Genomic DNA, 17,828 nt, shown 5'->3' on the forward strand with positions numbered 1-17,828 from the left:
TGAATGCGTTACGTGTTCTCACGTCTCACATCTCACGTCTCACTTTTTAAATGACGAATTTTCCATATGGGCGTTAAACTACTTTTAGAGAAAGCACATGTTGAAGGCATCCGCTCTTACGAGGTATATCGCAGAGAGGGTGGCTATCGTGCCGTGGAGAAAGCATTGAAGACAATGAGTCCGGATGCGGTTACCGAGGAAGTAAAGAAAAGCGGACTGCGGGGTAGAGGTGGTGCCGGATTCCCTTCCGGTATGAAGTGGAGTTTCCTTGCCAAACCGGAAGGCGTTCCCCGTCACCTGGTTTGTAATGCAGATGAATCGGAGCCCGGTACCTTCAAAGACCGCTACCTGATGGAGTTCCTGCCGCACCTGTTGATTGAAGGCCTGATCGTATCCTCTTTCGCCCTGGGTTCTAATGCAACCTATATTTATATCCGTGGCGAATATGCATGGATTCCCGATATCCTGGAGCAGGCAATTGCTGAAGCAAAAGCCAATGGATGGTTGGGAAAAAATATTTTGGGTTCCGGCTTTGATTGTGAGATCTATGTACAGCGCGGAGCAGGTGCTTATATCTGTGGAGAAGAAACCGCCCTCATTGAATCTCTTGAAGGCAAGAGAGGTAACCCACGTATCAAACCTCCCTTCCCGGCAGTGAAAGGTGTATGGGATCGCCCAACTGTGGTGAACAATGTGGAAACCCTGGCAGCAGTTGTACCCATCATCAATATGGGTGGTGAAGAATATGCGAAGATTGGTGTGGGACGTTCAACCGGTACCAAACTGATTTCTGCCTGCGGTAATATCAACAAACCGGGAGTATACGAAATTGATATGACCATCTCCGTGGAAGAATTCATCTACAGTGATGAATACTGCGGTGGTATTAAAAATGGCAAACGCCTGAAAGCCTGTATCCCGGGCGGATCTTCAGTTCCCATTCTGCCGGCTAACCTGCTGCTGAAAACAGCCAAAGGTGAAACCCGCTACATGAATTACGAGAGCCTGAGTGATGGTGGTTTTGCCACAGGTTCCATGATGGGCTCCGGTGGTTTCATTGTGCTGGATGAAGATCAGTGTGTGGTGAAGAATACCTATACCCTGGCCCGCTTCTATCGCCATGAAAGCTGCGGACAATGTTCTCCCTGCAGGGAAGGAACCGGCTGGATGGAAAAGATCCTCAAGAATATTGATATGGGTAAAGGCAAGATGAGTGATATCGATCTGCTTTGGGATATCCAGCGCAAGATTGAGGGTAACACAATTTGTCCTTTGGGTGATGCGGCTGCCTGGCCGGTTGCTGCTGCCATCCGCCATTTCCGCGATGAGTTTGAATGGCATGTGAAGAACCCGCAGGAGTGTTTGACGAGGAATTATGGATTAGCGCATTATGCTGATCCGCTGGTGATTCCGGCGTAGCAAAGTGAGACGTCAGACGTCAGACGTGAGAAGAAGAATACTATAATGAAGTTGACTATATAACTATGTCAGAAGAGAAAAAACTATTCAAAGTAACCATCGATAATATCACGGTGGACGTAGAACCAGGAACTACCATCCTGAATGCTGCCCGGATGATTGGTGGTGAAGTGACACCACCCGCGATGTGTTACTACAGCAAGCTGAAAAACAGCGGTGGTAAATGTCGTACCTGCCTGGTGGAAGTGGCTGCAGGTTCTACTGCGGATCCCCGCCCCATGCCCAAGCTCGTGGCCAGCTGTCGTACTACCGTAATGGATGGTATGATCGTTAAGAACATTACCAGTGAACGTGTGCTGGATGCCCGCGCAGGTGTGGTGGAATTTCTTCTCTTAAACCATCCGCTGGATTGCCCTATCTGCGACCAGGCCGGTGAATGTCACCTGCAGGATCTCAGCTATGAGCATGGCAAGGAAGGTACCCGGTATGAGTTCAAGCGTCGTACCTTCAAGAAACACGACCTGGGTGAATATATCCAGTTGCACATGACCCGCTGTATCCTATGCTATCGTTGTGTGTTCACAGCAGATCAGCTGACCAATAAACGCGTACATGGTGTTCTGGACAGAGGAGATCATGCTGAGATCGCTACCTATATTGAAAAATCTCTCGATAATGATTTCATCGGCAACGTGATTGATGTTTGTCCGGTTGGCGCATTGACTGATAAAACCTTCCGATTCAAAAACCGCGTATGGTTTACCAAGCCGGTAGATGCACATCGCGATTGCAGCAAGTGTTGTGGTGAAGTACAATTGTGGATGCGCGGTGATGAAGTATTTCGTGTTACTGCCCGCAAAGATGAATGGGGTGAAGTTAAAGATTCCACCAAGGGTGGTCCCGGCTGGATTTGTAATGAATGTCGCTTTGAGAAAAAAGATGCGAAAGACTGGACAATTGATGGTCCGACTCAGGTAAACCGTCACTCGGTGATTTCACAAGGTCACTATGTTAACGTAGTGAAACCCAAGGAAACACTGCCGGATGTGATGGGTGGCCGCGGACCCAAATTGCTGATGAATATTCATACGGTCAGTGAAGTGAACCGCCCGGAGATTGAACTGAGTAAGATTCAGGGCCCGGCTCACAGCGATGATTTCAAGAACAGCCTCGATAACGGTAAATAGATTAGGACAATGATACAACTTGCAATAGACCTGGCCTTTGTACTGGAGAAAGCTATCCTCATTGGTGGCATTATCTCCGTATCGCTGCTGGTGGCCATGTATTCTACCTGGGCAGAACGTAAGGTAGCCGGTTTCATGCAGGACCGCCTGGGTCCGAACCGCGCGGGTCCCTTTGGTTTGTTCCAGCCCCTGGCAGATGGTTTGAAACTCTTCATGAAGGAAGAGATCATCCCCAATGCTTCCAACAAATTCCTGTTCATCCTGGGACCTGGGCTGGCTATGATGACCGCCATGATGACCAGTGCAGTGATTCCCTGGGGAAAGCAGATTGAAATTTTCGGTCGCACTGTAGACCTGCAAATAGCTGATATCAATATTGGTATCCTTTACATCTTTGCTGTATTAAGTATGGGTGTATATGGTATCATGATTGGTGGATGGGCTTCCAATAATAAATTCTCCCTGCTGGCTGCGCTTCGTGGTGCATCGCAGATGATATCTTATGAACTGGCCATGGGCTTGTCTATTATCGCCCTTTTAATGTTAACCGGTTCGCTGAGTTTAAAAACCATTGTGGAATTACAAAGTGCCTCCGGTGGTTGGTGGAATATTGCGTATCAACCTTTAGGTTTTCTGATCTTCATTGTTTGTGCGTTTGCTGAGTGTAACCGTACACCCTTTGATTTACCGGAAGCAGAGAACGAATTAAACTTTGGTTATCATCAGGAATATTCTTCCATGAAACTTGGGTTCTATCTCTTCGCAGAGTATATCAATATGTTCATGAGCAGTGTGCTGATGGCAACGCTGTACTTCGGTGGATACGATATACCATTTGTAAATGACGCCAGTCTGATTGAAAGCATGGGGATGAATCTGGTAGCTGTGCTGCAGGGCTTGTCGCTCTTCCTGAAAGCTGCCTTCTTCATATTTGTGTTCATGTGGGTGCGCTGGACCATCCCGCGCTTCCGTTATGATCAGTTGATGCACCTTGGATGGAAAGTGATGATTCCGCTGGCGCTGTTCAACATGCTGATAACAGCCATCGTAGTATTGATCCGCGAAAATGGATGGCCCTTTTAACTTGAATCAAACTTGGCCTGTAACCAGTTTAAAAATATTTTTACGCCCGAATTATGCAAATGCTCACCAATAGATCCAAAGCAGTAGATCGTCATCCAATGACGGTGTGGGAGAAAATGTACCTGCCTGCGATTGCCAAAGGAATGAGTATCACTCTGTCGCATTTCTTTAAGAAGAAACCAACCATCAATTTTCCGGAGGAGACAAGACCCTTCAGCCCAGTTTTCCGTGGCTTGCATATTCTCAACCGCGATGAGGAAGGCAGAGAGAATTGTACCGCCTGTGGTTTGTGTGCAGTTGCCTGTCCGGCTGAAGCCATCACCATGGAAGCAGCTGAACGCAAGGAGGGTGAAGAGCATCTGTATCGCGAAGAAAAGTATGCAGCCAAATACGAGATCAATATGTTGCGTTGCATCTTCTGCGGATTGTGTGAGGAAGCCTGTCCGAAAGATGCGATTTACCTGAGTGAAACCTTTGCTCCATCCAATTATAAGAGAGAAGGATTTATTTATGGTAAGAATGACCTCCTGATTCCGGATCCGAAAAAAGAACCGGAACTCTACCAGAAAGCGGTAGGGGAGAGAGCCAGAAAAAAGTAACAGACATCTTTACAAGTAACTGCGAACAACAAACATGAACATCACAGAAATATTATTTTGGTTGCTGACTGCGGTCGCCCTGGGAGGTGCCCTGTTGGTGGTTACCAGTAAGAATCCGGTTTACAGTGTGCTGGCACTCATCGCCACTTTCTTTGCATTATCCGGACATTATATCCTGCTCAACGCACAATTCCTGGCAGTAGTGAACCTGATCGTATATGCAGGTGCCATCATGGTACTGTTTCTGTTCGTGATCATGCTCATGAACCTGAACACGGAAACAGAACCACAGAAAAACAAATGGCTGAAACTGGCGGGAACCATCGCCGGTGGCTGTTTCCTGCTGGTATTGGTGGCGGCCCTCAGAGAAGCTGACAGCAAATCCACTATGGCATTGGTAGGAGAGGGTGATACGGGATTGATTCAAAACCTGGGTAAGGCACTGTTCAATGAGTATGTGATCCCGTTTGAGATCAGTAGTGTGCTGTTTTTGAGTGCGATGGTGGGGGCAGTGGTACTCGGGAAGAAGTGAGACGTCAGACGTGAGACGTGAGAAGATAAATCGAAGAACCTAAAAGACAACATAAGATGCCTATAAATCTCTACATATTCCTGGCGCTGGCCCTGTTTTCGATCGGGGTGATTGGCGTGCTTACGAGGCGAAATGCCATCATCATTTTCATGTGTATTGAATTGATGTTAAATGCCGTTAACCTGTTGCTGGTTGCCTTTTCCAAAATGCACCTGGCTGATAGCATGGCTGCTGGCGCGGCGCCCACCCTTACCAATGGGATCGACGCACAGTTATTTGTATTCTTTATCATGGTTGTGGCAGCAGCAGAAGTGACAGTGGGATTAGCCATTATTGTTATGATGTACCGTAATATCCATTCGGTGGATGTGAATTTCCTGAACAGACTGAAAAACTGATATGAACAATATTATCGATTACGTTTGGCTGGTTCCCCTCTTTCCGTTGGTAGGTTTCCTGCTGAACGGTTTGCTGAGAAATTATTTGTCTAAGTCGTTGAGTGGAATCATCGGCTCCGGTGTTATCCTGGCTTCCTTTGTGGTAAGTATCCTGCTCTTCATGCAAGTGAAGGGTGGCTCAACCGGAGTGGTAACCCTGTTCAACTTTATTGAGTTTGGAAAAACCTCTATTCCTTTTGCTTTCCAGGTAGATCAGTTAAGCAGTCTGTTCCTGCTGATCATTACCGGAATCGGTTTCCTGATTCACCTGTATTCTACGGCTTACATGCATGAAGAATCAGCTCCTCATTTTGCCCGCTACTTCGCCTACCTGAACCTCTTTGTGTTCTCGATGTTGCTGCTGGTGCTGGGTTCCAACTATGTGATCATGTTCATCGGTTGGGAAGGTGTAGGACTCTGTTCCTACTTACTGATCGGTTACTGGTTTAAAAATATTGAGTTCACCGGCGCGGCGAAAAAAGCCTTCGTGATGAACCGTATAGGTGATGCAGGCTTCCTGTTGGCGGTGTTTTATCTGCTCAGCAAACTGGGTACGGTTGGTTATGCCGATGTATTCAGCAAAGTGGATCAGTTATCCGGACAAGACCTCACGATTATTACGTTGTTGTTATTTGTTGGTGCAACCGGTAAGAGTGCACAGATTCCTTTGTACACCTGGTTGCCGGATGCGATGGCGGGTCCGACTCCCGTATCTGCCCTGATCCACGCGGCTACCATGGTTACAGCAGGTATCTACATGATCGCGAGAAGTAATATTTTGTATACGCTGGCACCTGTTACACAAACAGCGGTAGCCGTAATTGGTATTGCTACTGCATTGCTGGCGGCAAGTATCGCGCTCAAACAAAACGATATCAAAAAAGTGCTGGCCTATTCTACGGTTAGCCAGTTGGGTTATATGTTCCTGGCCCTCGGTGTGGGTGCTTATACCGGAGCAGTATTCCATGTGATGACACATGCTTTCTTCAAGGCCTTGTTGTTCCTTGGTGCCGGTTCTGTTATTCATGCCATGCATCATGAGCAGGACATCCGCAACATGGGTGGCTTGAAAAAATACATGCCTACTACGCATATCACTTTCCTGATTGCCTGTTTCGCGATTGCCGGTATTATTCCTTTCTCCGGTTTCTTCTCCAAAGATGAGATCCTGGCGGCTGCCTTTGCCAACAACCCCGTGTATTATGTACTGGGCGCGATTGGTGCACTGATGACCGCTTTCTATATGTTCCGTTTGTACAGCATGACCTTCCAGGGAAGCTTCAGAGGAACCCATGAACAGGAACATCACCTGCATGAATCTCCTGCAGCGATGACCATTCCATTAGTGATCCTGGCGATCTTCAGTTTTGCAGGTGGATTGGTAGGTATTCCGGAAGTGCTGATGCAGGGCGGTCACCAGTTGAATGAATTCCTGGCTCCGGTGTTTGCAGAATCTACCCGCAGAATGACTCCTCATCCGATTGATCATACAAAGGAGTTGATTCTGATGTTTGGATTGATGGCGGTTATCCTGGTGATTATCATTTTCGCCTGGAAAAAATTCAGTGGCTATCAGAAAACCGATGCAGAAGAAACGGGATTGGGTAAAGTATTGCAGAACAAATGGTATGTGGATGAACTCTACGAAGCGGTTATAACCAAACCGGTGAATGCATTTGGAAAAGGACTGGAAAAGCTGGATCGCTTTGGCATCGACTGGGTAGTGAATGGTGTAGGCAGGAGTGTGCAGTATGCGAGTCGCCAGTTCCGCTTATTGCAAAGTGGACAGGTTGGCAGTTATATCCTGCTGATGGTGCTGGGTATGATCCTGTTGTTTGTGTTGCAGGTGTTCCTGAAGAAATAATTGATCAATTGAAAGAAACGAGATTCAAATAATGGTACCAGTTTTACTGATTTTGATTCCCCTGCTGACCGGTGTCGCACTCTTTGCGATCCGTCAGGAAGCAACCGCTAAATCGATCGCCCTATTCTCCACACTTGTTTCGCTGGCCGTGATGCTGGCAGGCATGAGTGTATGGAATGATGCGGCCCATCTCAGCTTCAATCAACCCTGGATCGGCGCACTGAACAGTCGCTTCCATTTTGAACTGGATGGTATGAGCCAGCTGCTTTGCCTATTGACAACATTTGCCTTTCCGCTGATCATCTACAGCACCTGGAATAACAGTTATGTTGATGGCAATCGTTTCTTTGGATTGATGCTTTTATCGCAGGCCGGTTTATTAGGTGTGTTCATGGCGATGGATGCTATGCTTTTCTACTTCTTCTGGGAACTGGCATTGATACCTTTATATTTTCTCTGCTCCCGCTGGGGTGGTGAAAAAAGAGTCCAGGTTACGATCAAGTTTTTCATATATACGTTTGTAGGATCACTCTTCATGTTAATCGGACTGATCCTCCTGTATTTCAAATCAGGCGGTTCTTTTGCCTGGGCGGATTATGTAAAGTTGACCTTATCAGCCCGCGAGGAAATGACCATCTTCATATTACTGGTGGTTGCATTCGCGGTGAAAATGCCGTTGTTCCCTTTCCATACCTGGCAGCCCGATACGTATGAACAATCACCTACGGCGGTGACTATGATCCTGAGTGCGATCATGGCGAAAATGGGGGTATTTGGTTTGCTGCGCTGGCTGGCTCCGGTGGTACCGGCTGCTACTTACCAGTGGGGTGATAATTTCGCAACCCTGGCTGTGGTAGGTATGCTGTATGCCTCTTTTGTTGCCATCAAACAGGATGACTTAAAGCGACTGGTAGCCTGGTCTTCCATTGCGCACATCGGTTTAATGATACTGGCTTTGTTTGCACCCAGCTACAGTGGTATCCAGGGCATCATGATCCAGATGTTCAACCACGGGATCAATATCCTGGGTATGTGGATCGTGGTGAATGTAATAGAGCAACAATTTGGCACCAGGAAGATTTCTGAATTGGGCGGCCTTGCACAAAAGGCACCTGTGCTGACTATATTGATGTTGATCGTGGCACTGGCTAATATCGCGATGCCATTGACCAATGCCTTCATTGGTGAGTTTATGATGTTCAATGGTATCTGGGGATCCACTGCTACCAAGTTCGGAATGATCTATGCATTGGCGGGTATCATCACGATTATCTTAAGTGCGGTATATACCCTGCGCATGGTGCAGAATGTATTTTACGGACCAACCAATGAGCGTACTGCCAATGCAACCGATATCCGTTTGAATGTGCAGATCGCACTCGCCATATTGGTAGTTGGTATTGTGCTGATCGGTATCTATCCTAAACCCATTTTGTCGATGACCACCGAAATCTCTCAGCAGATTCTGGACAGGATGAATTTAAAATAAACAGCAAACGACCTGAAATAGTATGAACGCAATTATTCTTTCCGCCATATTGGGTGTAGTGCTGATGTTCACCGGCATTTTTACCACCAATAAATCCACTATCCGTGCCGTTGCTGTTGGTGGTATGCTGCTGCTCCTGCTGGCTAATATCGCTGAATTGAGAGGGATGCAGTTCTTTGATATCAATACCCGCGGCATGCTGGTATTTTCCAAACTCGGACTGCTTTTCAATTCCATCGCATTTGGTGCAACGCTCTTGTATTTTCTCTTATCTGCCCGCGATGTGCTGGAAGTAGGAGAGAATGGCGCTGATTATTTTGCACTGATCTTCTTTATTCTCTGTGGTGTTTCCATCGTTTCTTCTTTCAATAGCTTGTTGTTGCTCTTCCTCGGAATTGAGATTATTTCTATTCCCTTGTACATACTAACAGGTAGCGATAAACGCAACCTGAAAAGCAATGAAGCGTCTCTGAAGTATTTCCTGATGGGAGCATTCTCTACCGGTATCATGCTGATGGGTATTGTACTGATGTATGGTGCGAGAGCAACTTTCAGCATTGATCCAACTTTGCAGATTGCCAATGCAGGCAGAGATGTTTGGTACACTTCAGGCTTGATGCTGTTGTTCATCAGCATGGCCTTTAAAGTATCTGCTGCTCCTTTCCATTTCTGGACGCCGGATGTATATGATGGTGCGCCCACCGTATTCACTTCCTTCATGGCAACCATTGTGAAAGCGGCTGTGTTCATCGCTTTTGTGCGCCTGTTTGAATTCAGCTACAGCAATTCCGGATACGATTGGAGACTGATTGTATCGGTGGTGATTGCTGCTACCTTGCTGATCGGTAATATTACTGCCATCTTCCAGCAAAGTGTAAAACGCATGCTGGCTTATTCCTCCATTGCGCAGGCAGGTTTTATGCTGTTCGCGTTGTTCAGCTATAATGCCCTATCCAAAGAAGGTATCATCCTCTATTCGTTGGGATATAGCCTGGCTACTATCGGAGTGTTTGCAGTGCTGATCAAGATGAAGGATTATACCTTTGAAGGCTTTAATGGCCTGGCTCGTACCCAACCGGTCCTGGCTGCCACAACTACTATTTTCCTGTTGTCGCTGGCTGGTATCCCCATGACCATCGGCTTCTTTGCCAAATATTTCATGCTGGCTTCTGCAGTGAAGACCGGGACTTATTTGTGGCTGGTGATCCTGGCTATTATTTGTGCCGCGATCAGCGTCTACTACTATTTCCGCGTGATCCAGGCCATGTATTTCAAGGAGGGAGCTGGTGAAACTGTAGCCATCAGTAGTGTTTTCCGCTGGTTGCTGATCCTGGTAGCCGGACTTATCATCCTCTTCGGCATCTTCCCGAACATGATTCTGAACTATTTGTACTTCTAATAAATTTTACCGGTCGGGTGCCACCGGTCGGGTGCCACCCGACCGGTGAAATGATTTTAGCTCCGTACATCTCACATCTGACGTCTGACGTCTCACTTTTTCTTACTTTCATGGCATGAACATTGCCGACACGCTAAGCCTATCCATACGCACCATCCGGTCGAATAAACTTCGCACAGGAATTACAGTATCGATTATTGCCCTGGGAATTGCAGCCCTTATTGGGATTAACACTGCGATCCAGGCCATCTCGCAAAAGTTCATGGAAAGCTTCTCCAGCATGGGTGCCAATGGCTTTACGATCCGCTACCGGTCGGCGTTTCGGTTCGACAGGGGAGAAATGAAAAAAGAAGAGAAAGGCGGAAAGAAACTAAAGAAATCCAACACGAATAAGCCCATCACACGTGACCAGGCAGAGGCTTTTAAAGAGCGCTATAAATTCCCTTCCAAAGTATCCTTGTCTCTTAGTGGTGGTAATACTAATGCGGCTTCCTTTGGCAATAAAAAAACCAACCCTACGGTATGGGTAAATGGAGGGGATGAGAACTACCTCGACATGAATGGCTTTGAAATAGCCGCGGGCCGCAATATCAATGAACTGGATGTCAGTACCGGCCGAAATGTCTGCCTGATCGGAAAGGATGTGGCGGACAAACTCTTTGGAACCAGCAACCCCGAAGCGCCGGTAGAAAAGATCATTCACGTCAATAATATTCCTTTCCGGGTGATTGGCACCCTGGAACCCAAAGGCTCCACTTTTGGCCGAAGCCTGGATAATAATATCATCACCACCTATAATTCGGTGCGTCGTTTTTTCACTAGCAGTGCTTCCTCCACCTTTACCATTGGAGTGAAAACCGATGATATCAGCCTGATTGAAACAGCTATTGGCGAGGCAGAAGGCATTTTCCGGGTGATACGCAAAAACGAGATTAAGGAAGAGAGTAATTTTCTGGTTGATAAAAGTGATGCCTTTGTTGAACTCGCGATGCGCCAGATCGGCTGGCTCACAGGTTCTGCAGTGGTGATTGGTTTCATCACCCTGATGGGGGCCGCGATTGGCCTCATGAATATCATGCTGGTGGCAGTAACTGAAAGAACCAAGGAAGTGGGATTGATAAAAGCCATTGGGGGCAAGCAGCGCAATGTGCGCTGGCAGTTCCTGCTGGAAGCCATCCTGATCAGTTTGCTGGGTGCCGTCATTGGCATCTTCATTGGTGTTTTACTCGGCAATATTGTGAGCATGCTGATGAGCACGGGTTTTGTAGTCCCCTGGCTCTGGGTATTCCTTGGCGTGCTTATTTGTTCTATTGTGGGCCTTGCTGCCGGAGCTTATCCCGCCTATAAAGCCAGCCGGTTAAATCCTATTGAGGCACTGCGGTACGAGTAGGTGGTAATTACCTTTCGGAAGTTAGCCTGGCTTAGCAAACAAGGTGGTATACTGTTTTAGCTGGATTTATAATGTAACATATAGATGACATTTTGTGGGTCTAATGTTAGTTAAATGTGACCATAAAAAACATCACCTTTTGAGTATACTAATCCCATAGGTGCTAATCAGCAATTATTCCATCACGTAGTTGTATTGCTTAATCCCATTGATTTCCTGTGTGGTGATAACACAACCTAAAGAAACGGTTTTAACACCAGGGTAGTCTTCTAATTTATGGATGGCACTATCTGTTGTTGGCAGTAATGGCTCCCCGTATTCAATGAGTTGAATTTTTCCAGCATGCACATCTCTAATTGCTGTAAAATAATTGTACGGAGTAAATAACCCAAACTGAAAAGCTGTGAGTAATGTGAGGGCTACTAATAAAAAAGCCGGCTCAATCGAGCCGGCTTTTTTTATGTTAGGTGACGCTTATCTTACTTCGCAGTCAGCCCATCATTAATCCTGTCCAGTAAGTCCTGGAGGTGATAACGGGTAGCTGTATCAGTGTAAGAAGGCAGTGCGGTGCGAATCTCGGTTTGCAGGCTGCGCAGGGTGCCGCGTGCATAGGAGAGGGCATCGCTGTTGCGGGAGATCGTCGGACCAAAGCTGATCGTGATACCACCACCCAGTGATGCGGGCGCAGTAGCAGGTTTCAGGAAGGTCAGCAAACGCTCTACCATATTCTTCTGCAGATTGCGACGATAGATATCAATCGGTTTGCGGGTTGGCAACTCGGTGAAGATAGAACGACGCAAATCTGTCATCATATCATTCAGCGTATAGGTCTTGGTACCCATTGTGGCTTCTGCATTCAGCAACTTGTTGATGGTTCCTGCACTCAGTAAACGTCCAAGGGCTGCATCCTGCAAACGATTCACTACTGCTGTTCCGGTATTACCTGTTTTCGCGAAGATCTGCTGATCCAGCAACCAGGTTGGTGTGGTGAATACCTGCTTGTTCAGGAAGTCCATCGCTTCTTTCTGCTGCTCGCGGGAAACGATTTCATAGACAGCACCAGCCTGCTCTACAGTTTTCGGAGTTTCCATCACGCCACCAATATTCTTACTCACATGGCCTACATACCGGTTAAACTGGGTTACTACTTCATTGTACAAGGTGCTCAGCGTTTCGTAATTCTCATTCGGCTCCTTGGTCCAGGCCTGCAGATTCGGAATGATGCGCTGCAGGTTCTTGATACCATAGGTACTTGCCTTCATGCTGTTATCACCCAGATCTTCATTCTGAGAACGAGGATCATCGGGGTTGGTTTCGCGACCAAACCACAGGCGTTTATCTTTCAAACGCTCAATGGTCAATGCATTCAGGATGGGTTTTTCCTCCTCAGCAGATTTTGCCTGCGGATACCATTTGTAACCCCACTCAATTGCCCACTTGTCGTAATCACCAATGCGGGGGAACAATCCTTTTTCACCAACATTGTCTTCCGGCTGTGCTACATAGTTGAAACGCGCATAGTCCATGATGGAAGGAGTGTGACCATTCTCTTCCAGCCATTTTTTATCACGCAGTTTTTCAACCGGTGTAGAAGAAGAAGAACCAAAGTTGTGACGCAGCCCAAGCGTATGTCCTACTTCGTGAGAAGATACAAAGCGGATCAGTTCACCCATCAGTTTATCATCAAACTGCGGAGCACGTGCACGCGGATCATTCGGTGATGCCTGAACGAAATACCAGTTGCGCAGGAGTTGCATCACATTGTGATACCAGTTGATATGGCTTTCGAGGATCTCACCACTGCGAGGGTCATGCTCATGCGGACCACTTGCATTCGGAACATCAGAAGGTTTGTACACGATCGCAGAGTAACGGGCATCTTCCAGGCTCCATTCAGGATCATTTACGGGAGCTTCTTTCGCAAAGATGGCATTCTTGAAACCAGCTTTTTCGAAAGCAGCCTGCCAGTCGTTCACACCCTGGATCAGGTAAGGAACCCATTTTTTCGGAGTAGCCGGATCAATGTAAAAAATGATGGGCTTCTTAGGCTCAACCAGCTCACCACGTTTGTATTTTTCAACATCTTCCTCTTTAGGTTCCAGTCTCCAGCGGGTTACCATGCTAACGGATTCTACGCCCTGGGGATTTTTTTCAAAATCAACATAACGACGGGTGAAGAAACCAACACGCTCATCGTAATAACGTGGCTGCATAGGCTTCTCAGGAAGCAGCATCATAGAACTGTTGATCTCTACAGTATAGGAACCACTCGGAGGAGCCATAGCTGGAGGTGCTCCGGGTGTTGCACCGGCAGAGCGACCATAGGTCTTGACAGTTTTAATCTCCGTATTGATCGGGAAAGACTTTACGGAGCTGATATAAGACTTATCCGCCTGGTAGTTACCAATCCGGAACGTGCGCTTGGCACTGCCTTCAAAATTCAGGATTTCGTTATCGCTATTCAGGAAGCTGGTCACATCCAGCACTACACCCGTAGAGTCGGCACCAAAGGCTGCGATATCAAAAGACTGTGCGATGGGCTGGATATTGGAATTGGCAACTGCCTTGTACATGGAAGCAGTTGAGTCGCCTGCCATTTCATCAAAAGAGATCAGGCGCAGGAAAACTTTGTTATTGGGGCCTTTTTCAAAGCGGATGACATTGTCGCCGATTTTGTCACCTGCATAACCAAAGAAAAAGTTCCGCATACCGGCAGCTGCTTTGGAGAGGCGATTCACTACCAGGATATCGCGACCCAATACTTTGTCCGGAATTTCAAAGTAGTATTTGTCCTCTACTTTGTGAACGGTAAGTAACCCTTCGTCGCTTACTGCCTTGGAAGTGATAACATCCTTGTAAGGCTTGGGACCACTGGGTTTGGGAGGAGTGGGGGTGGCAGCTGTAGCCGGAGCCGTACCAGGTTTGGCATTAGCTGGATTGGGACGTTGCTGGGCATCCGCACCCAGGCTACCCATCAGGGCCAAAACCACTACCGGGATCCATTTTCCCGGTCTGATCTGTTGAACCATGTGTTGTGTGTTTTAATTGCTGGAAATAGGTGATTAACAATAAAATAATGGCCCATTATAACACAAATCTTCAAGAAAGGATGAGCCGCTCGTAAAAAAGACAGAAAAATCAATAAAATGGGCTAAAAACCGCACGGGAAGCATTTTTTTTTAATTTGTACCGTATTCGGATATTTATTGTGTTAATTTGACTTTTTTAAATTTTTTTTATTTAGACTTGTGTCCCCAATAACGCGTTGGGTCCATTCAAGAACATTTTTACCTGTTTACAAAAAAAACTAAAAACAAACGATTATGGCAGAGACTAAACCAACTGCAACAGCGAAAGCGACCACATCTGTTCAAGCGAAAAAAAGAAGCAACGCGATTTCATGGATTGCTCCAGTAATGTGTATCCTGGGTGGATATATGATCTGGAGATTTGGCATGGGCGCAGCAAGCGGTTTTACAAACCCCGATCCGGCAGGTGGATTCTGGCCTAAGCACGTAGGACCCATTAACGCATTCCACAGCATCTTTGAAGGTGGTATCGTTGTACCTGTATTGATTGCAAACTTCCTGATTGTAATTGTATTTGCGCTGGAGCGTCTGTTGACTATCACCAAAGCAACTGGTGCTGGAAACATTGATGAGTTTGTACGTAAAGTGCAGTATCACCTGGCTAACAAAAATGTTGATGCTGCTCTGACTGAGTGCGACAAGCAAAAAGGTTCTGTAGGAAACGTAATGAAAGCTGGTCTGCGCAAGTACAAAGAAATGATCACTGAAACTGAACTGGACACTGAGCAGAAAGTACTGTCTATCCAGAAAGAAGTAGAAGAAGCTACTGCACTGGAACTGCCAATGCTGGAAAAGAACCTCGTATTCCTGTCAACTATCGCTTCAGTAGCTACCCTGTTGGGTCTGTTTGGAACGGTATTGGGTATGATTCGTTCCTTCTCTAAACTGGGTGATGAAGGTGGTGGTGATGCTGCCCGTGAACTTTCCCGCGGTATCTCAGAAGCTCTTTATAACACTGCCCTGGGTATCGGTACTTCCGCCCTGGCGATCATCATGTATAACATTTTCACTACCAAGATCGATGGTATCACTTACGGTATCGACGAGTCTGGTTTCACATTGACTCAGAGCTTTGCTTCCCTGTACAAGTAAGAAGCAGCCAGCCCAGGCGATTTCCCAGATTTTTCGTAACTTTTATGGAAAATGGGGAATCCGGAATCTAAATGTGGAATACAATAACTAATTAAACATGCCAAAAGCAAAATTACCAAGGAAGAGTACGCATATTGACATGACGGCGATGTGTGATGTGGCATTCCTGCTTTTGTCCTTCTTCATCCTGACCACCAAGTTCAAGCCTTCTGAGGCATTGGCGGTACAAACTCCGAGTTCGGTGGCATCCAAGGTAGCACCTCAGAAAGATGTTACCCAGATCACCATCGACAAGGACGGAAAGGTGTTTCTTTCTTTCTCGGAAGATGCTCCCCGGAAGGAAATTGTAGAAGCGCTGAATGCCTCCCGTAATCTCGGTTTGTCTGAAGCGGAAGTTACTGCCCTGGCAACTGGTCCTTTTATCGGAGTACCTATTGCACAGCTTAAATCCCTGGCAGCCCAGCCGAAGGAAAACTGGCCTAAAATGCAGGTTCCCGGTATTCCTGTACTGGACACCATTAATAACGAACTCGTTGACTGGATGCGTGCTGTAAAAACAGGATTCACCGGAACTAAAATGAACCTGCTCGTGAAAGGTGACAACGCTTCAAAATATCCTTCCTTCAAAGGCGTAATCGATGCCTTTAAGAAAGTGGATGAAATGAAGTTCCAGATGGTTACCAATCCGGAAGGTGTGGAAGAAGGCACTGAACTGTACCGTGAGAATATGAGTCGTGGTAAGGGTGGTGCAGAAGCCGCTGAAGAATAAATTATCTAACAAAAAAATTTTTGCATCATGGCAGAAATGGATACCTCGTCCCAGGGCGGGGGACATAAAAAAGGCCCAGGCGTAAAAAAGAGTAAAAAGCTCTCTACCCGTGTAGATCTTACCCCGATGGTGGATCTTGGGTTCCTGCTGATTACCTTCTTTATCTTTACGACCACGATGAGCCAGCCCACGGCGATGCGGTTGTTCCTTCCAAAGGATACCGAGAAGCCGGAAGAACAGAACAAAGCCAAGGAATCCGGCGCTCTTACCATCATGATGTCCAAGGACGATAACGTATACTATTACGAAGGAATCCTGTCTCCCGATGGAGCTAATTTCAAGAGCACCAATTTCAAGGAGATCCGGGATGTAATTCTGAACAAGAAGAAAAACACGGATCCCAAGGACTTTGTGGTAGTAATCAAACCCGGAAAGGAAGCCACCTATAAGAATGTGGTGAACATGCTGGACGAGATGCAGATCAATGTGGTGAAGCGTTATGCACTGGTTGACATTGCAGAAGCAGAAGCCATGCTGATTGCAGCAACTGAAGGCGGTCCGGCTCCGGCACCCGCTCCACAACAATAAGTTTGTGGAAATTGAATAAACACGCATCTATTAAAAAAGCGAATCATGGACGTTAATAAAATTTTGAGTGCGGATGTGCTGGACATCATTTTTGATGGCCGGAACAAAGCATACGGCGCTTACGATCTTCGTAGGACCTATGCCAAACGCATGACTATCGCATTGATAGCTACCGCAGCGCTCCTGGTATTGTTTTTTGTTGGAACTGTTTTGGCGAACAAGCTGAAAGGTGACAAAGACAAAACCGAGATGGTAGTGCAGGACGTGGAGCTGGAAGCGATCAAGCAGGAAGAACCCAAAAATGAACCCCCACCACCACCGCCGCCACCACCACCTGTAGAACCACCGAAAGTGGAAATGGCTAAGTTTACGCCTCCCAAAATCGTGAAAGACGAAGAGGTGAAGGAAGACGAAAAGCCACCAGAAGTGGAGAAACTGGAAGAAACCAAGATCGGTACCATCAACCAGGAAGGTATCAAGGATGAGGGTATTGTTGCACCACCTGTATCTGATGAAGGTAAGGGTGTAGTGGAAGCTCCTAAGAAGGTAGAAGAAGACTGGGACAAAACCTTTACCAAGGTGGAAATCGAGTCTGAGTATCCCGGTGGAGCAAGTGCCTGGCAGCGTTACCTAAACAAGAGCCTTCGTTACCCTCAGGATGCGATCGACAATGAGATCCAGGGTACAGTTGTGGTTCAGTTCATCGTGGACAAAGAAGGTAATGTGAGTGAAGTGCAGGCAATCAGCGGTCCGAATGAACTGCGTGATGAAGCTGCCCGCGTAATCAAGAAGTCTGGTAAATGGACACCTGCCGTTCAGAACGGTCGCCAGGTAAAATCTTACAAGAAGCAGCCTATTACCTTCCGTTTGGAAATTGAATAAGCTTCCTTA

At 46.9% G+C, this 17,828-nt stretch carries 16 protein-coding genes; 14 read left to right on the forward strand and 2 right to left on the reverse strand.

The window, feature by feature from the left end:
* Positions 1-66: 66 nt before the first annotated feature.
* The 10 genes from nuoF (at position 67) to L0U88_RS06540 (ending at position 11,399) form a co-directional block, all read left to right on the forward strand.
* Positions 67-1,419: an NADH-quinone oxidoreductase subunit NuoF gene (gene nuoF / locus L0U88_RS06495; RefSeq protein WP_234864805.1), complete on the forward strand. Its 1,353-nt coding sequence runs from the start codon at positions 67-69 to the stop codon at positions 1,417-1,419.
* Between the two features lie 65 nt (positions 1,420-1,484).
* Positions 1,485-2,606: an NADH-quinone oxidoreductase subunit G gene (locus L0U88_RS06500; RefSeq protein WP_234864806.1), complete on the forward strand. Its 1,122-nt coding sequence runs from the start codon at positions 1,485-1,487 to the stop codon at positions 2,604-2,606.
* A 9-nt stretch (positions 2,607-2,615) separates the two neighbouring features.
* The gene (nuoH, locus tag L0U88_RS06505; protein ID WP_234864807.1) at positions 2,616-3,689 is read left to right on the forward strand and encodes an NADH-quinone oxidoreductase subunit NuoH; all 1,074 of its coding nucleotides are present in this window, start codon (positions 2,616-2,618) and stop codon (positions 3,687-3,689) included.
* 59 nt (positions 3,690-3,748) lie between these two features.
* A complete protein-coding gene (nuoI, locus tag L0U88_RS06510) occupies positions 3,749-4,288 on the forward strand; it encodes an NADH-quinone oxidoreductase subunit NuoI (protein WP_234864808.1) in 540 nt (179 codons plus the stop codon).
* Positions 4,289-4,322: 34 nt separating this feature from the next.
* A complete protein-coding gene (locus tag L0U88_RS06515; protein ID WP_234864809.1) occupies positions 4,323-4,820 on the forward strand; it encodes an NADH-quinone oxidoreductase subunit J family protein in 498 nt (165 codons plus the stop codon).
* A 56-nt stretch (positions 4,821-4,876) separates the two neighbouring features.
* On the forward strand, positions 4,877-5,218 hold the full coding sequence (gene nuoK / locus L0U88_RS06520; protein WP_234864810.1) for an NADH-quinone oxidoreductase subunit NuoK: 342 nt from the start codon (positions 4,877-4,879) through the stop codon (positions 5,216-5,218).
* Between the two features lies 1 nt (position 5,219).
* Positions 5,220-7,121 (forward strand): NADH-quinone oxidoreductase subunit L, encoded by a 1,902-nt coding sequence (nuoL, locus tag L0U88_RS06525; protein ID WP_234864811.1) that lies wholly within the window; start codon positions 5,220-5,222, stop codon positions 7,119-7,121.
* Positions 7,122-7,152: 31 nt separating this feature from the next.
* The gene (locus L0U88_RS06530) at positions 7,153-8,610 is read left to right on the forward strand and encodes a complex I subunit 4 family protein (protein ID WP_234864812.1); all 1,458 of its coding nucleotides are present in this window, start codon (positions 7,153-7,155) and stop codon (positions 8,608-8,610) included.
* A 22-nt stretch (positions 8,611-8,632) separates the two neighbouring features.
* Positions 8,633-10,009, forward strand: a complete 1,377-nt coding sequence (locus tag L0U88_RS06535) for an NADH-quinone oxidoreductase subunit N (protein WP_234864813.1) — start codon at positions 8,633-8,635, stop codon at positions 10,007-10,009.
* 115 nt (positions 10,010-10,124) lie between these two features.
* The gene (locus L0U88_RS06540) at positions 10,125-11,399 is read left to right on the forward strand and encodes an ABC transporter permease (protein WP_234864814.1); all 1,275 of its coding nucleotides are present in this window, start codon (positions 10,125-10,127) and stop codon (positions 11,397-11,399) included.
* Positions 11,400-11,573: 174 nt separating this feature from the next.
* On the opposite strand, the gene L0U88_RS06545 is transcribed toward L0U88_RS06540, so the two are convergent.
* Both L0U88_RS06545 and L0U88_RS06550 read right to left on the reverse strand, forming a co-directional pair.
* Positions 11,574-11,747 (reverse strand): hypothetical protein, encoded by a 174-nt coding sequence (locus L0U88_RS06545; RefSeq protein WP_234864815.1) that lies wholly within the window; start codon positions 11,745-11,747, stop codon positions 11,574-11,576.
* A gap of 131 nt (positions 11,748-11,878) precedes the next feature.
* Complete coding sequence (locus L0U88_RS06550; protein WP_234864816.1) at positions 11,879-14,428, reverse strand: zinc-dependent metalloprotease; 2,550 nt, start codon at positions 14,426-14,428, stop codon at positions 11,879-11,881.
* Between the two features lie 294 nt (positions 14,429-14,722).
* Between L0U88_RS06550 and L0U88_RS06555 the strand changes: the two genes are divergently transcribed.
* The 4 genes from L0U88_RS06555 to L0U88_RS06570 all read left to right on the forward strand — a co-directional run bounded on the left by L0U88_RS06555 (position 14,723) and on the right by L0U88_RS06570 (position 17,819).
* A complete protein-coding gene (locus tag L0U88_RS06555) occupies positions 14,723-15,580 on the forward strand; it encodes a MotA/TolQ/ExbB proton channel family protein (RefSeq protein ID WP_234864817.1) in 858 nt (285 codons plus the stop codon).
* A 97-nt stretch (positions 15,581-15,677) separates the two neighbouring features.
* Positions 15,678-16,349: an ExbD/TolR family protein gene (locus L0U88_RS06560; protein WP_234864818.1), complete on the forward strand. Its 672-nt coding sequence runs from the start codon at positions 15,678-15,680 to the stop codon at positions 16,347-16,349.
* Between the two features lie 27 nt (positions 16,350-16,376).
* A complete protein-coding gene (locus L0U88_RS06565; protein WP_234864819.1) occupies positions 16,377-16,937 on the forward strand; it encodes an ExbD/TolR family protein in 561 nt (186 codons plus the stop codon).
* A gap of 45 nt (positions 16,938-16,982) precedes the next feature.
* Positions 16,983-17,819 carry an energy transducer TonB gene (locus L0U88_RS06570; RefSeq protein ID WP_234864820.1) on the forward strand — a complete coding sequence of 279 codons (837 nt, stop codon included), beginning with the start codon at positions 16,983-16,985 and terminating at the stop codon, positions 17,817-17,819.
* The last annotated feature ends 9 nt before the right edge of the window (positions 17,820-17,828 follow it).

This window comes from Flavihumibacter fluminis, assembly GCF_021491375.1.
GTDB classification, from domain to species: Bacteria; Bacteroidota; Bacteroidia; order Chitinophagales; family Chitinophagaceae; genus Flavihumibacter; species Flavihumibacter fluminis.

What these genes read in the sequence shown, in the direction of transcription:
- nuoF (WP_234864805.1), top strand. Translation starts at nt 67, where the DNA reads ATGGGCGTTAAACTACTTTTAGAGAAAGCACATGTTGAAGGCATCCGC.
- L0U88_RS06500 (WP_234864806.1), top strand. Translation starts at nt 1,485, where the DNA reads ATGTCAGAAGAGAAAAAACTATTCAAAGTAACCATCGATAATATCACG.
- nuoH (WP_234864807.1), top strand. Translation starts at nt 2,616, where the DNA reads ATGATACAACTTGCAATAGACCTGGCCTTTGTACTGGAGAAAGCTATC.
- nuoI (WP_234864808.1), top strand. Translation starts at nt 3,749, where the DNA reads ATGCTCACCAATAGATCCAAAGCAGTAGATCGTCATCCAATGACGGTG.
- L0U88_RS06515 (WP_234864809.1), top strand. Translation starts at nt 4,323, where the DNA reads ATGAACATCACAGAAATATTATTTTGGTTGCTGACTGCGGTCGCCCTG.
- nuoK (WP_234864810.1), top strand. Translation starts at nt 4,877, where the DNA reads ATGCCTATAAATCTCTACATATTCCTGGCGCTGGCCCTGTTTTCGATC.
- nuoL (WP_234864811.1), top strand. Translation starts at nt 5,220, where the DNA reads ATGAACAATATTATCGATTACGTTTGGCTGGTTCCCCTCTTTCCGTTG.
- L0U88_RS06530 (WP_234864812.1), top strand. Translation starts at nt 7,153, where the DNA reads ATGGTACCAGTTTTACTGATTTTGATTCCCCTGCTGACCGGTGTCGCA.
- L0U88_RS06535 (WP_234864813.1), top strand. Translation starts at nt 8,633, where the DNA reads ATGAACGCAATTATTCTTTCCGCCATATTGGGTGTAGTGCTGATGTTC.
- L0U88_RS06540 (WP_234864814.1), top strand. Translation starts at nt 10,125, where the DNA reads ATGAACATTGCCGACACGCTAAGCCTATCCATACGCACCATCCGGTCG.
- L0U88_RS06550 (WP_234864816.1), bottom strand. Translation starts at nt 14,428, where the DNA reads ATGGTTCAACAGATCAGACCGGGAAAATGGATCCCGGTAGTGGTTTTG.
- L0U88_RS06555 (WP_234864817.1), top strand. Translation starts at nt 14,723, where the DNA reads ATGGCAGAGACTAAACCAACTGCAACAGCGAAAGCGACCACATCTGTT.
- L0U88_RS06560 (WP_234864818.1), top strand. Translation starts at nt 15,678, where the DNA reads ATGCCAAAAGCAAAATTACCAAGGAAGAGTACGCATATTGACATGACG.
- L0U88_RS06565 (WP_234864819.1), top strand. Translation starts at nt 16,377, where the DNA reads ATGGCAGAAATGGATACCTCGTCCCAGGGCGGGGGACATAAAAAAGGC.
- L0U88_RS06570 (WP_234864820.1), top strand. Translation starts at nt 16,983, where the DNA reads ATGGACGTTAATAAAATTTTGAGTGCGGATGTGCTGGACATCATTTTT.